15 protein-coding genes and 1 rRNA gene are annotated in these 13956 nt (G+C 55.0%); 7 read left to right on the forward strand and 9 right to left on the reverse strand.

Translation table 11 applies throughout. The annotated features are described in order from the left end of the window. Positions 1 to 147: 147 nt before the first annotated feature. Positions 148 to 263: ribosomal RNA gene (rrf, locus tag G565_RS0100115) — 5S ribosomal RNA — on the forward strand. Between the two features lie 211 nt (positions 264 to 474). After that, entirely contained in the window at positions 475 to 1305 is an 831-nt protein-coding gene (locus G565_RS0100120) for a GNAT family N-acetyltransferase (RefSeq protein ID WP_028669163.1), read from the forward strand. 42 nt (positions 1306 to 1347) lie between these two features. Here the strand turns inward: G565_RS0100120 and trmB are convergent, their stop codons facing one another. The 6 genes from trmB to ftsY all read right to left on the reverse strand — a co-directional run bounded on the left by trmB (position 1348) and on the right by ftsY (position 6393). Beyond that, positions 1348 to 2043 carry a tRNA (guanosine(46)-N7)-methyltransferase TrmB gene (gene trmB, locus G565_RS0100125; RefSeq protein WP_028669164.1) on the reverse strand — a complete coding sequence of 232 codons (696 nt, stop codon included), beginning with the start codon at positions 2041 to 2043 and terminating at the stop codon, positions 1348 to 1350. Between the two features lie 28 nt (positions 2044 to 2071). Continuing rightward, positions 2072 to 2449: a DUF423 domain-containing protein gene (locus G565_RS0100130; protein WP_028669165.1), complete on the reverse strand. Its 378-nt coding sequence runs from the start codon at positions 2447 to 2449 to the stop codon at positions 2072 to 2074. A gap of 119 nt (positions 2450 to 2568) precedes the next feature. Beyond that, on the reverse strand, positions 2569 to 3441 hold the full coding sequence (rpoH, locus tag G565_RS0100135; protein WP_245584090.1) for an RNA polymerase sigma factor RpoH: 873 nt from the start codon (positions 3439 to 3441) through the stop codon (positions 2569 to 2571). Positions 3442 to 3695: 254 nt separating this feature from the next. Beyond that, a complete protein-coding gene (gene ftsX / locus G565_RS0100140) occupies positions 3696 to 4691 on the reverse strand; it encodes a permease-like cell division protein FtsX (protein ID WP_028669167.1) in 996 nt (331 codons plus the stop codon). Beyond that, the gene (gene ftsE / locus G565_RS0100145) at positions 4688 to 5365 is read right to left on the reverse strand and encodes a cell division ATP-binding protein FtsE (protein ID WP_028669168.1); all 678 of its coding nucleotides are present in this window, start codon (positions 5363 to 5365) and stop codon (positions 4688 to 4690) included. Before ftsE ends, ftsX begins: the two co-directional genes overlap by 4 nt. Continuing rightward, entirely contained in the window at positions 5362 to 6393 is a 1032-nt protein-coding gene (gene ftsY, locus G565_RS0100150; RefSeq protein WP_245584091.1) for a signal recognition particle-docking protein FtsY, read from the reverse strand. The genes ftsE and ftsY overlap by 4 nt, the downstream gene beginning before the upstream one ends. A gap of 274 nt (positions 6394 to 6667) precedes the next feature. On the opposite strand from ftsY, the gene G565_RS0100155 reads away from it, so the two are divergent. The 5 genes from G565_RS0100155 to G565_RS0100175 all read left to right on the forward strand — a co-directional run bounded on the left by G565_RS0100155 (position 6668) and on the right by G565_RS0100175 (position 10577). Next, a complete protein-coding gene (locus G565_RS0100155) occupies positions 6668 to 7558 on the forward strand; it encodes a hypothetical protein (RefSeq protein WP_028669170.1) in 891 nt (296 codons plus the stop codon). A gap of 34 nt (positions 7559 to 7592) precedes the next feature. Next, on the forward strand, positions 7593 to 8195 hold the full coding sequence (rsmD, locus tag G565_RS0100160; RefSeq protein ID WP_028669171.1) for a 16S rRNA (guanine(966)-N(2))-methyltransferase RsmD: 603 nt from the start codon (positions 7593 to 7595) through the stop codon (positions 8193 to 8195). A 67-nt stretch (positions 8196 to 8262) separates the two neighbouring features. Then, positions 8263 to 9669: a coniferyl aldehyde dehydrogenase gene (locus G565_RS0100165; RefSeq protein ID WP_051207016.1), complete on the forward strand. Its 1407-nt coding sequence runs from the start codon at positions 8263 to 8265 to the stop codon at positions 9667 to 9669. A 114-nt stretch (positions 9670 to 9783) separates the two neighbouring features. Further along, complete coding sequence (coaD, locus tag G565_RS0100170) at positions 9784 to 10272, forward strand: pantetheine-phosphate adenylyltransferase (RefSeq protein ID WP_028669173.1); 489 nt, start codon at positions 9784 to 9786, stop codon at positions 10270 to 10272. A gap of 50 nt (positions 10273 to 10322) precedes the next feature. Further along, positions 10323 to 10577 carry a YfhL family 4Fe-4S dicluster ferredoxin gene (locus G565_RS0100175; protein WP_028669174.1) on the forward strand — a complete coding sequence of 85 codons (255 nt, stop codon included), beginning with the start codon at positions 10323 to 10325 and terminating at the stop codon, positions 10575 to 10577. Between the two features lie 14 nt (positions 10578 to 10591). Here G565_RS0100175 and G565_RS22295 read toward each other — a convergent pair whose 3' ends face one another. The 3 genes from G565_RS22295 to G565_RS0100190 form a co-directional block, all read right to left on the reverse strand. Then, entirely contained in the window at positions 10592 to 11713 is a 1122-nt protein-coding gene (locus G565_RS22295) for a succinylglutamate desuccinylase/aspartoacylase family protein (RefSeq protein ID WP_169579600.1), read from the reverse strand. Positions 11714 to 11821: 108 nt separating this feature from the next. Next, positions 11822 to 12376 (reverse strand): DUF6436 domain-containing protein, encoded by a 555-nt coding sequence (locus G565_RS0100185; RefSeq protein ID WP_028669175.1) that lies wholly within the window; start codon positions 12374 to 12376, stop codon positions 11822 to 11824. Then, positions 12369 to 13886, reverse strand: a complete 1518-nt coding sequence (locus tag G565_RS0100190) for a methyl-accepting chemotaxis protein (protein WP_028669176.1) — start codon at positions 13884 to 13886, stop codon at positions 12369 to 12371. Before G565_RS0100190 ends, G565_RS0100185 begins: the two co-directional genes overlap by 8 nt. Positions 13887 to 13956 lie beyond the last annotated feature (70 nt).

A 13956-nucleotide genomic window follows, 5' to 3' on the forward strand; every position in this document is an offset into this window, starting at 1 on the left:
AGAGTACGGACACGCTTGGTCCTGAAGAACCGAATTTTTGAGAAGCAACAGACTTGATTAGAGCGCATTCGGTGCGCTGTTACGAGCGGGCAGACCTGGCAACGGGCACTGCACAGAGCCGCCATACGACAGCCGCCAACCAGTTTGCTTGACGACGATAGAGCTGTGGAACCACCTGATCCCTTGCCGAACTCAGAAGTGAAACGCAGCCTCGCCGATGGTAGTGTGGGGTCTCCCCATGTGAGAGTAGGTCATCGTCAAGCTTTTAAATTAAATAACCCCGGTACCGAAAGGTATCGGGGTTTTTTATTGGGCGCAGGAAAGACAAACCGAAAGAGAACCTTCTTCCGCGGGACGGGAGAGGGGCGATGAGTTGGGGAAAGGTAACCGGCGCCAAGATAATAATGATCGTACAAAGCCGGCAAGTTTCTCTATCATAAACCGGAACTGACATTAAAAACCGGAACTGTCTGTATGCACCACGCCATTAGCCTGGGCGTTCAAAGCGATTTCATCGTCTCTCATCTTGAATCCGATCTAATCGATCAAGCCGACTTTGCGGTATACCGGACACTTGGATCACCTGATTTCCATTTCGGTAATTTCCTGGCTCTCAAAGTGCCACTGGCAACAAAAAATAGAGTCGACTGGGAGCAAGAATTTGACGTCTCTTTTTCGGGTGTCGAGGGCATTGCACACCGGAATTTCATCTGGCCGATCATCGCGTCGGAACCGACGCCGGTTATCAGTGACTATGAGAGGGCGCATTACGAATACATTGAAAACCATGTTCTGATGATGCCGAGCAATGCTCTGTTAACACCAAGCCGTTTGAACACCGCATTGCGCATTCAGCCTTTCCGTGACGATGAACAGATTTGGTCGCAATGGAGGGATATTTCAGTGGCTCAGCGCGATCAGGGGCATGATGAAGCGGGGTTTCGACACTATCTGGCGGGTCGCGAACGGACCTATCGAACCCTGGCCCGATTTGGCCATGGTGACTTCTACGCTGCCCTGCAGGGGGAGCGTCTGGTGGGATTTGCCGGGGTGTTCATGTTGAATGATATGGCACGGTATCAACTGGTGCGAGTTATCCCTGAGTGTCAGAATCAGGGTATTGCGCGTACGCTGATTCACCAGATGGCCCAATACGTTGGGAGCAAGGTTAGCCAGCAAATCATCATCGCCGATGCTGACTACCATGCCAGTGCTTTGTATCAACGCCTGGGATTTTCACTGGCTCAACGGGGAGGGTGTCTGTGTCAGTGGCCCGGCTATGCCAGGCCGCCAGTCGACGCCTAAGGGGGGCACACTGGCGAGAGCTCTATCATCGTACAAGGTCTATTAAGCGGTTCTGTACTCTATATCCCAGACACCATGCCCCAGACCGATACCACGGCGCTCGTACTTGGTTTCCGGGCGATGTTCGGGTCTGCCAGGTAAGTAGTTACCCTGGCCCTGAGTGTTTTCCCACCCTTCTGCCGCTTCCATTACTTCTACCATATGTTCGGCATAGTGCTGCCAGTCGGTAGCCATGTGGAACGTGCCACCCGGTTTCAGTTTATTGCGCAATAAGGCCGCAAATTCGGGCTGAACAATGCGTCGTTTGTGGTGGCGCTTCTTGTGCCAGGGGTCCGGGAAAAACAGTTGTACGGTATTGAGGCTGTTGTCGGCAATGCAGTGACTCAGAAACTCCACTGCATCTTCTTTGCACACCCGTAGGTTGTTAACGCCTTCTTCCTGAACATGGTGCAACAAGCGTCCGACACCGGGCGTATGGACTTCCACACCGATAAAGTCTTTCTCGGGAGCTTGTTGGGCCATGTTCAACAGGGAGTCACCGTTTCCAAAACCTATTTCAAAGATAACGGGCGCATTGCGTCCGAATACTTGTGAAAGATCGTAGTGACCGTTACTGAGATTGAGCCCCAATGTTGGCCAGCCTGTTTCCATTGCCAGCTTTTGGCCTTCGGTCATGCGACCAGTGCGCATGACAAAACTGCGAACCTTGCGTTGGATTGGGGTGAGTTCTTTGGTCATGGAGTTTCCAAGTTTGAGCTTGAGTTCGTCAGTGTTTACGGATCAGATACCAGGCCAGTGTAAACCAACCGCTGATTAACAGGAGGCCGCCTATCGGGGTAATGGCACCCAGCACAGGAATATTCAGCAAAACAAGAGCATATAGGCTGCCGGAAAATACCAAAGTGCCCGCTAGTATCAAGCCCGCGGAAACCATGACACCCCGACGCGGGTAGTGGTGTAAATACAGCCCGAGCCAGAGCAGCGCGATTGAATGAATCATATGGTAGTGAACTGCCGTGCCCCAGGTTTGCAGTCGTTCCGGGGTGACCATGGTTTCCAGTGCGTGACTGCCAAAGGCTCCCAGAGCGACGCTCAGCCCGGCCAGTAGCGCCGCTAAAGCGGTGAATCGTTGAATGTCAGGCATAATAAGTCGGTTTCCAGCTAACAACTGGGTTAGCAGATCTGGGTTAACAGGATTATCGCACGATTCACTCAGACATAAAAAAGCCGCTTTTCAGCGGCTTTTTCAGGCCTTTGTCATCATCAGAACTCGATGGACATGGCCTTTTTGACTTTCTTCATCGCATTCTTTTCAAGCTGACGTATGCGCTCGGCAGAGACACCATAGACATCAGCCAGTTCATGCAATGTTGCTTTGTTATCGCTCAGCCAACGCTTCTGAATGATGTCTTTGGACCGGTCGTCCAGGTCTTCCAGGGCCGCAAACAACTGGTCGTTTGCATCGGTTTCGTAGTTGTCCTGCTCTACCAGCGCTGCCGGATCGGCGCCCTGAGACTGCAGGTAGTGAACCGGAAACATGGCCGGGCCTTCGTCATCGTCTTCATTGGGCGCGTCGAAGGTGGCGTCATGGGCCGTCAGGCGACCTTCCATCTCGTAGACCGTTTTCAGGTTAACGCCCAGATCGTCGGCAATTGCCTGCGCCTCACGCTCGTTTAACCAGCCGAGGCGCTTCTTGGAGCTGCGCAGGTTGAAGAACAGTTTCCGTTGCGCCTTGGTCGTCGCCACTTTCACGATGCGCCAGTTACGCAGAATGTATTCGTGTATCTCGGCCTTGATCCAGTGCACAGCAAAAGAAACCAGGCGCACGCCCACTTCGGGGTTGAAACGACGTACAGCTTTCATTAACCCTACGTTGCCTTCCTGAATCAGGTCGCCCTGGTTGAGCCCATAGCCTGAATAGCTTTTGGCGATGTGAACAACAAAGCGCAGGTGAGACAACACCAGGCGGCGAGCCGAATCGATGTCTTCCTGATAGTACAACTGCTCAGCCAGCTCTTTCTCTTCCTCAGCCGTCAGCAGGTCAAACGTATTGACTGACTGAATGTACGACTCAAGGCTTTGACCCGGGGCCAAAGAATCCAAAGCAAGTGCAGGAACACTGTTGTTCAGTTTCACGTTTTCTCCCTCCCCCGGAAGCATCAGATTCAAGACTAATGCACGCGGTGGAAATCAAATTAATTCACCAACTATCTTAACAGAAGTCGGCTCTTGGACCCAGTATCGGCGGTAAATGTTGTGCAAACCAGCAATCAACTTTAATGTTTTCGATAGCGATATACTATAGCCAATAGTCATTGGGAGGTTGAGTTCAATTGGCCGCTGTAACACGGCCTTGTTACCCATATACACGCGGCGCAAGGCGCGCTGGTTCAACGAGGTTCAGCATCTTTTAGGTGGCGTTGCAGCGCAATATGGGCGCCGGCAAGGCTAACGCCGATCGAAGCGAGAATAAGGACCAGCGTATCGGTAAAGCCCAGCCAGGCTACGTTGGCTTCCAGCCCATAGGTACCCAAAAAGGCGGTGAGGGGACTGCGTAGCCACCAGGCGACCGTCGTAACCAGAATCCAGGCCGCAATACCGCCTAACAGGCCATACCAGATTCCCAGGTAGACAAAGGGCCGGCGCACGAAGGCTTCAGTGGCGCCGAGCAGCTTGATGACGCGAATTTCGTCCTTGCGCGACTCGATGGCCAGACGAATGGTGTTGCCAACCACTAGCAGTACGGCCACTCCGAGCAGCACTGCCAAACCGGTCACAACGCTGTAGATGAGTTCCAGAAACCGGTTCAGGCGATCGATCCAGGCCAGGTCCAATTGCACATCGTCAACCTCCGGCAGGCCTCGAATGATCAACTGCAGCGCTTCCAGTTGGCTGCTGTTTTGTTGTGACGGTATGACCACGATACTGGCCGGTAGCGGGTTGCTGCTGAATCCTAGGGATTGTTGGCTGAGGCTGAGGGTTGTCTGAAACGACTCCCAGGCATCTTCCGCACTGATGTAGTAGGCGCGGGCGACTTCCGGCCGTGCATCCAGCTCCCGTGTCAGTCGGTTACCGTCTTCGTCAGCCAGGCCCTGCTCCAGATAAAGGGTGATCTGACCGCCTTCCTGCCATTGTTCTGTTTGAGCTTGCAAGGATGACAGAGCGAGATAGAACAGAGTCGGTAAGGTCAGTGAAATGGCAATAACCAACCAGGTTAAGGCGCTGGATACCGGGCTGCGCAACAACCGCAGCAGGGAATCCCGGGCGCAATCGCGATGGTGGCGTAACCAGGCTGAGCGGTTACCGGTTGCACTGTCTCGCCGCCGGTTAGCTGTGTTTTGAACGGGCTTTTTGGCGACGGGCCGCTTCGGAGGTTGATGCTTCATGAGCGCCTCCCCTCAAATGGGGTGCTCATAAGCTTACCGTCCTGAAGCGACGCGACCCGGTAGTTGAGGCGCGCAATCAGACCCAGGTCGTGACTGGCAATCAGTACGGTAGTGCCAACCCGGTTGAATTCGGAGAACAGCTCCATGATGTCTCTGGATAAGCCGGGATCGAGGTTCCCGGTAGGCTCATCGGCCAGTAAAATGGCGGGTTTCTTAACCACTGCGCGGGCAATGCCAACGCGCTGTTGTTCGCCACCGGACAGCTGTATGGGGCGGTATTTTTCTCGCTCCAGCAGGCCAACCTTATCGAGTGCGGCTCTGACTCGTCGGGTCACGTCTTTTGGGTGTTCACCGGCGATGATGAGGGGCAGCGCGACGTTGTCGTATACGGTTTGATCCATCAGCAATTGATGATCCTGATGCACGATGCCCAGGTTTCGCCTGAAGTGCGGAATTTGGGAACGCCGTAAACGGTTCAAAATTTGACCATTGACCCTCAGTTGCCCGGAAGAGGCTTTTTCTATTCGGGTAATCAGTTTGAGCAGGGTACTTTTGCCCGCCCCGCTGTGACCGGTCAGGAATACCATTTCCCCTTTTTCAATGTGCAAACTGACACTTGATAAGGCTTCGTGACCGCCCTCGTAGCGTTTGCTGACCTGATCGAAATGAATCATTCGGCACGGGTATCCAGCAGAGCATCGACAAAATCGCGAGCGTTGAAGGGTCGCAGGTCATCGACTTGCTCTCCGACTCCGATAAATCGGACGGGAATGCCGAGTTTCTTTGCCAGAGCAAAGATAACGCCACCCTTGGCGGTGCCATCCAGTTTGGTCAGTGCAAGACCGGTCAGGTTGACAGCGTCGGTGAAGCTTTGAGCCTGATTGATGGCGTTCTGACCAGTACCGGCATCCAGCACCAGGAGTACTTCATGAGGTGCTGTGTCGTCCAGTTTCTTCATGACCCGGACCACTTTGGCCAGTTCATTCATGAGGTTGTCTTTATTGTGCAGACGGCCAGCGGTATCAGCGATGACGACGTCTACACCCCGTGATTGCGCCGCCTGGACTGCATCAAAGATCACCGAGGCACTGTCTGCCCCGGTGTGCTGGGCAATGACCGGAACCTTGTTGCGTTCACCCCATACCTGCAATTGCTCTACGGCTGCTGCGCGGAAGGTATCGCCGGCTGCCAGCAACACGGAATGGCCGTCGCCCTGAAATTTTTTGGTCAACTTACCGATGGTTGTGGTTTTGCCAACTCCGTTTACGCCGACCACCAGTATCACGTAAGGTTTTTGTGAGCCGTCTATTACCAGAGGTGACTCAACCGGCTGCAGTTGGTGTACCAGCGTATCGCGCAGTGCATAGAGCAATGCGTCACCGTCTTTCAATTCCTTGCGACCCACTCGCTCGGTGAGTTCTGCCACGATGGCAGCTGTTGCTTCTATGCCGACATCGGCCGTCAGTAGCTGGGTTTCCAGCTCTTCAAGCAGGTCATCGTCGATGCTTTTTTTGCCCAGAAACAGGGATGCCAGGCCATCGGTGAAGGTTGAGCGGGTGCGCCCCAGCCCCTGTCGAATGCGGGAAAACAAGGACTCGGTTTTTACTTCCGGCTTGTCTTGTTCAGTCTCGGGTGTAGATTTTTTTTTGCCAAAGCCCAGCATGGTGAGGTTGTTGCCTGTATAAACGGGTGAATGGTTCATTGCTGATCAATGCTGCGTATAGCAACAGACCTCGGGACTGGGCCCGATGTGTTGCCGGGCAGTTCAGAAAAACTGCAATAGAAGCCGCACTATGCTAGCAAAATGCACCCGTCAGCCAAAGTCTTATTCTACACAGGGGTGAATGCCTGTGATCCATGCGCAACGTTTGGTTGCCGGGCGTGTCTCCACCCCGCTCTGCTGGCATGGTATAAACGGGCGGGATTCAGTACATTGAAGCCCCCTAAAGGTTTAACACAGGAACCCCTCGCGCATCATGTTTCATTTCAGTCGCCGGACGCTCTGGCTCATCATCATTGTGACCATCCCGCTGATCGTGGTGCTCAACAGAGTGGGCCAGGATGAAACGGTTGATTCCGGCGTGCCGGAGTCCCGAACCTGGTCGCTTGATGAACTGGCCATTGAGCGGGATGACCAGAGCCCGGGTCGAAAGCTATGGACCGTTGATCTGGACCAGGCCCGCCAGTTGCGACTGACCATCACCCAGGAGCAGATACCGACGGAGCAACTGGGCATTGCCGTTGACGCGGCCATGGGTACCTCGCGCCAGGGTGGGCAGTTCCAGGTAACAGTGGTAAACCCGGCCGATACCTCTGCTTTGGAAGCCAGTGTTGATTTCCTGCAAACCTGGTTGCCCGATGGAGACAATCGAGCTGTCGTGCTCAGTGGTAAACTGGATGGCGAGCGTATTGCGATTGCCGAGCGTCTGCTGGAACCGCTGCAAGGCAGCGGCATGACCAATCAGGTGGCCCCACAACCCTCTTTGGGCCGGTTGAATTCTCCGCCTATGGGAACCAGCGAACAATTGGCCTTTTTGCTCTGGGTGGGCGTTTTGCAACAACGATTGAGTGGCTATGATCCGCAGGTTCGCTGGGATCATCGGGCCAACATCAGCCAGGTATTGATCAATCAGACATTGAATCCGGGTCTGTTCCAGCCGGTCACCGCCGAAGAGCTGGAGCCCCTTCGGGTTGCCTACGCCGCCTCGGCGGCCCAACGCAGCCGCAGTGCCGAACAGATCCATCGTTATCTGGTAACCTCTGCGGTTTATGATTTGCCATCTGATTTTCTGGTGTCACAACAGCAACGGTTGTCGGCGATTACATTGAGCGATGTCAATGCTGCCAGGGCGAACAGCCGGCCTTAACCGGACGTGAAATACCTATTATCGAGAGGACTTTATGCCCAGAACCGTTCGAAAGGGGCCTGCCAGGGGCGCTGGCTCGCTGCGAATCATTGGCGGACAGTACCGGGGAAGGCGGCTCGACATTGCCGATCTGGAGGGGCTAAGGCCCACCGGAGATCGCCAGCGCGAAACGTTGTTTAACTGGTTGCAGATACAGACCCCGGGTGCGCGGGTACTGGATGCCTTCGCCGGTACCGGCGCTCTGGGGCTTGAAGCAGCATCGCGAGGCGCGCAGCAGGTTTGGCTATTGGAAAAACAGCCTCGGGCCGTATCAAGCCTGAAGGCAGCGGTAGCCACTCTGGGTTGCACGGCGACCGTGGTTCAATGCGATGCCCTTGTTTGGCTTGCCCGGGCAGAAGCCGACCCTTTTGACCTGGTTTTTCTGGACCCGCCCTTTGCTGCCGTATTGTGGGAGGAAGCGCTTGCCGCGCTGATCGCTCACCAACGGCTCGCTGACCGGGCGGTCGTTTACCTTGAATGTCCACGCCATCAGGCAATTGCGGTACCGGCAGGGTTGGAATTGATGAAGGAAAAGCACAGCGGCGATGTCAGTATGAGACTCTATCAATGGAGCGGGCAGGCAATGGCCAGTAACTGACCGCCGCACATTGACCTGGCTTCGCTTGCTGACCTAGAGTGATTTTTTGCCTTGCATTGAGGTGCAAATGACTCCGGACATGCTCAGAACCCAGTTTGATCACCAGCAAGCCTCGTATCGGTTGCATCCTTATCCCAGTCTGGCTGAACGCCGGTATCGGTTGCAGCAGCTAAAACAACTGATTCTTGGCAACCAGGATGCACTGATCGAGGCTCTCGATCAGGATTTTGGTTGCCGTTCGGCTGGTGAGACGCTGAATGCCGAAGTGCTGCCGTCCATTCTGGGTATTAACCACACCTTGCGCCACTTAAAAGGCTGGATGAAGGCTCGTAAGCATCGCGTGCCCCTGTTGTTTCAACCCGCTCACAGTAAGGTGCTGCCTCAGCCGTTAGGCGTGGCCGGTATTATCGTGCCGTGGAATTACGCTCTTTACTTGGCGATTGGACCTATGACCGCTGCGTTGGCGGCGGGCAACCACTGTATGGTCAAAATCTCTGAGTACACGCCGGCCTTTGGTGCGCTTTTTCAGCAATTGGTCGACCAGACGTTTGACGACGGTGTGATAACCGTGATCAATGGTGACGTTGAGATGGCGCAGGCGTTTTCGTCCCTCCCGTTTGATCATTTGCTGTTTACGGGCTCCACCGAGGTAGGCAAAGCCGTTATGGCGGCGGCGGCTCAGAACCTGACTCCGGTTACGCTTGAGCTGGGCGGGAAAAGCCCGGCCGTCATCGACACCAGCATCCCCATTGAAGTAGCCGCTGAGCGTCTGGCGTTTGGCAAATGTCTGAACTCAGGGCAGACCTGCATTGCACCGGACTATGTGTTGTGTCCGCCGGACCGTATTGATGCTTTTATTGAGGCGTTTCACCGTTCAGTCAGTCGGATGTACGGTCAGGTGATCGACAACCCCGAATACACGTCGATCATTAATGATCGTCAGCGCCAGCGACTGGATACCTGGCTGCGGCAAGCTGAGACCGAGGGTGCTCACCTTCACTGGGGCGATCAGCGGCCCGGGCTGGACGCCGCCAGCGGTAAAATGGCGCCCGTGTTGCTGACCAATGTGTCACTGGACAGTCAAGTGATGCAGCAAGAGCTGTTCGGGCCAATCTTGCCCGTTATTCCCTGTGAAACCGAGCTGGAAGCGCAGCGATTCATTAACAGCCGACCCCGGCCGCTGGCCCTGTACCTGTTTGGGTACGACCGGGCCTGGCAGGCTAAGTTCGAACACAGCACCCACAGCGGTGCCCTGGTGATTAATGAGGCCCTGTTTCACGCAACCCTCGATAACATTCCATTCGGGGGCGTCGGAGCCAGTGGCATGGGGCATTACCATGGCAAAGCGGGGTTTGATACTTTTTCCAAACTGAAGCCGGTGGTGGGCAAGCAAAGGCTGAACAGCCTGAAACTGGTGTACCCACCCTACGATGGATGGGTGCAGCGGCAACTGAGGCGAATGTTTCTAAAGTAACCTAAAGCATGCGAGTGCAAGCGTGCGACTGCCGGGTACCGGCGGGAGTCTGCATTTGTGCCGTCCGGGCGGCTGGGGTAACATTCGCGCGCGTTGAATAACCGGGAGCGCAACATGGTACGCACCGTAGTATACCCAGGCACCTTTGATCCCATTACCTATGGGCACATGGACCTGATTGAACGTGGTCTGCGGCAGTTCGATAAGGTCATCGTTGCTGTCGCGGCCAGCCCGAAGAAAAAACCCCTGTTCAGCCTGGAGCAACGCGTTGCTCTGGCTCGCAAAGTGACCAAAGACATGGGCAATGTCGAAGTGGAAGGGTTTCGTAACTTGCTGGTCGATTTTGCCCACGAGAAGGGTGCCCAGACTATTCTGCGTGGATTGCGGGTGGTCAGTGACTTTGAGTATGAGTTCCAACTGGCTAACATGAATCGAGTGCTGGCGCCGGATGTCGAGAGCTTGTTTTTAACTCCCTCAGAGCAGTACTCGTTTATTTCGTCTACCTTTGTGCGTGAGATCTCGTTGCTGCATGGGGATGTCACCAAGATGGTGCACCCGGTTGTGCAAGAGGCACTCGCCGAGATATACCAGCAGAACGACTGATTCAACATCTCGCCCCGCGGCCGTGGGGCGACTTGTCAGAGGACAGTATAATGGCCCTGTACATCACCGATGAATGCATTAACTGCGATGTGTGTGAGCCGGAGTGTCCCAACGATGCGATTTCCGAAGGCGAGGAAATCTACGTCATAGACCCGCAACTGTGTACAGAATGCGTGGGGCATTACGATGAACCCCAATGTCAGCAAGTCTGCCCGGTCGACTGCATTCCCCACGACCCTTCCAGGGTTGAATCCAAGGTTCAGTTGCAAGACAAGTACGAACGCATCATGGCCGCTCAGGCCTGATAGGGACGTATCTGTTAGTAACTTAACTGAGTACCCGGGGCGATTTGCTGGTCCTTGCTGGCGATCATACCAATGCTCGCACCGGGTGACGTCAGAAAGGTATTGGTTTGGCTGAACAGGCGACCGGTCGCGGGCGCCGGGACCGGAATTCGTGCTGGTCGACTGCTATCCAACAGGACAATCTCTGCCAGGAGTTCGCCCTCATCTACCCAGTCTCCGAGCGACCGGTGATACACCACCAGACCATTGGCGGGTGAGGGAACCACTTTTACCTTGTCAACATTGATGCTTAGGGTCTCGCCCTGTTGTGGCTGGGCAGCGGCCCCGCTGTTTGAGACGAAGCCCTGCCGCTCTAGAAAAGCCAGCAGGCCTTCGGCGTCGCGCCGGGCCAGTGCGTCACTGACGTCTTTCTGGCCGCGCAATTCCACGGTAGCTGCAAAGCAGGGTTCAGCAAAGGGCATGCCTGTGCTCTCAGCCAGTGAGACCCAGGGTTGGGTGTGGCTGCCATCAAAGGCCACGGTGCCTCGAACGTCTTCTTCCAGACGAATGGCAAAGCCGAGACAATCGCCCAGCTGATCACCGGTTGAGCGTTGATGATCGCCGTAGAAAACATGCGGCAACGCCTCGTCATCACAATGCAAATCGAGCATCAGATGCGCGTCTATGGATTGGCTTAGCAGGGCTTTGTGCAAGGCTTCTATTTCATAGCCTCCAGATTTTTCGCTCACTAGCTGACGCATGGCTTCACGCAAATGACCATCGTTCAGTTCTGCGTCGGCTCCCAGTAAATGCCCAACTCTGTGGGTCAGTGCGCCGATGGACAGTGACATGCCCCGATTGAAATTTTGCCCGGTGGTGGCATCAAAACGCCCCGGAAATTTCCCAAACAAGCGCTGATTCATACCGACCGGGTTGGCAAATGGCACGATCACAACGCGCTGATGAATATGACCGGCCTGCTCCAGAGTGTCCAGGCTTGCCATCAAGTGCTGTAGGGTCAGCAAGCCTGGCCATTCATCGGCATGCAGGCCGGCCTGCAGATAAGCCTTGCGCGGGCCACTACCGTATTCATGGACCATCAGGTGGCGTTGCATGCCCGGTGCCGGCGATGGCAAAGGGAGGTGTTTGGTTATCATCGGTACATCCATCAGGGTATTGGCAGAGACCGCCAGTCTACTGGTGCCTGAATGGCAATAACAGGGGCATAAAAGACGGCCAGTTGGGGTTATTATCCTGTTTCGGCATTATAGAGGGGCAGACACCGGGTTGGCGCAATAGCAACCCCGTGCCAGTAACGGGATATGGAGCGTCGGGTCCCCCGGGCTGCTCAACTTGGTGTCGAGAAAGCTGGAGGTTGAGGTACAGGTAACACCGCTGTTGACGGGTCCGGCGTACACGAGGCTTCCATCGGATCGATGAACCATCACGAAAGGGGTTGCCGGTATGAGTGCTTGCATTGCCGCAGGCAAATCGTTCAACCGGGCTGAAGCAAACCGGGTCGACACGTCATAGCGCCCCTCAAGTGCAGCAAGGTGCTCCGCTGAGTAGCGATTGCATCGGCAACCTGGGTGCCGGACGATGGTCACCCGGGCTTTGTTGTCTGGCACGGTCGCTGGCAGTGCCCGGTGTAACGCTTCGCCATAATCCCGCACCCGGGGGTATTGGTTCAGAATAGACTGGTCGGCGTCGAAAGTGACGATGAGCCTGGCCTGAAACCACCAAAAGCCAGTTACGATGGCGACAATCCAAACGATAACCAGCACGCCGAGCAGGGCGGTTTTTGGGGTTAGCCTAGACATCAAATCGATTCAGCTCCAGGTTCAGTGCTTTAAATGTCAGGGTTAGGTTGCCCAGGTCGGATTTTGAATCACCCATGGCACTGGTAACCTTGCGGGTCAGTTCGGCCAGGGTGCCAATGTCTTGCTCCAACTGCCGTGTGGCGTCAGCCTGATCTTCAGTGATTCTGCGAATGCGGTCGTTTTCGGTGACGATAATACCGATCTGTTCATGCAATTGGGTGGCACGTTGCTGTACGCCCTGGGTTTGTACCGTATTGGTGTTTACTTGTTCAACGGCAGTCTCCATTGCCTCGACCGCTGCTGTTGATCGCTGTGTCAGGCGTTGCAAGACGTCATTGATTTCAACGGTCGATGATTGAGTTCGGGTAGCGAGCATGCGGACTTCATCAGCAACAACGGCGAAGCCGCGACCCTGCTCGCCAGCCCGCGCTGCCTCAATGGCTGCGTTCAGGGCCAGCAAATTGGTTTGCTCGGCAATGGTATTGATGACCGCCAGTGTCTTGCCGACTTCTGCACAATCGTCAGCCAGTTGGCCAATGACCGTGCGGGTATCGTTTAACTGTTCAGACAGTGATTGTGATGAAACCAGCGTTTCTGCCACCTCCTCTTGTACGGCATCGTTGACTGTCTTACTGTCTGCGGTCGAGATTGCCACGGTGTCGGTCGCTTCGGCGACATCCCGGGCGTTCTTAGACCATTGCTGCAACTGGTTCAGGGTTTCCTGAAACCGATGTTCCTGGTCCTGCGTATCACTGACCAGTTGCGCAATTCTGTTCTCCATTGCATCAGTGGCGGTGATCAGCACTTTACTCTCCCCAAGCGATTTGGCCGTCACCGAACGCATGTTTTCAAGCATCTCATTAAAGCTGCCTAATACCGGGCTGCCTTCATCGTTGGCCCGTCGGGTCAGATCAATTCGTCCCGCCACGGCGGTCATCAGGTGGCTGACCGCCGCCAATTCCCGGGCTGTATCCAGCATCAGACGGACCGGTTTGGTAAGCACAACCAGGATCAGCGTTTCAACAATGGCATAGGCCGCATGCAACAACACGAATCCGAGCGGTTTCAGTCCGGCCGATTGCAAGTACGCCAAGTCGTAAACATAGACCGGACTTCCCGTGTATTGCAGGTAGGCGAAACTGAGGTGATGTACGGCTATAACGGTCAGAGCTGCCAGCAGTGCCCAGATGTCCAGAAAGGCAAATACAACGGCCAACAGCACAAAGAATCCGAAGTGCATTTCGATCAGCCCGTGCATCTGATGCACGTGCAGGGCTGTCATTGCCATGAAGGCAGCTCCATAGGCCATACGTACCAGTCGTGTACCCGGGCTCAGACGGTTCAGTATCAGTGGTCCACCAGCAATGAGAGTCCCCAGCACCAGAGCCTCAAACCAGGTTTGGTATACTGAGGCCAGGCCGAGTGAAAGCAGCCAGAGGGCAATCAGCACCAGCGACAGCAAGTTGGTTATCTTTTGCTCAAACGTAAAGATCAGACTATCGGATTGCATGGCGTGTTACTCATTCAGAGGGATTGGAGCGTTACTGCGCAAACCTTGAAGCACCCTTGGCACAGTTATG

Source organism: Saccharospirillum impatiens DSM 12546 (assembly GCF_000423605.1).
GTDB lineage: Bacteria > Pseudomonadota > Gammaproteobacteria > Pseudomonadales > Natronospirillaceae > Saccharospirillum > Saccharospirillum impatiens.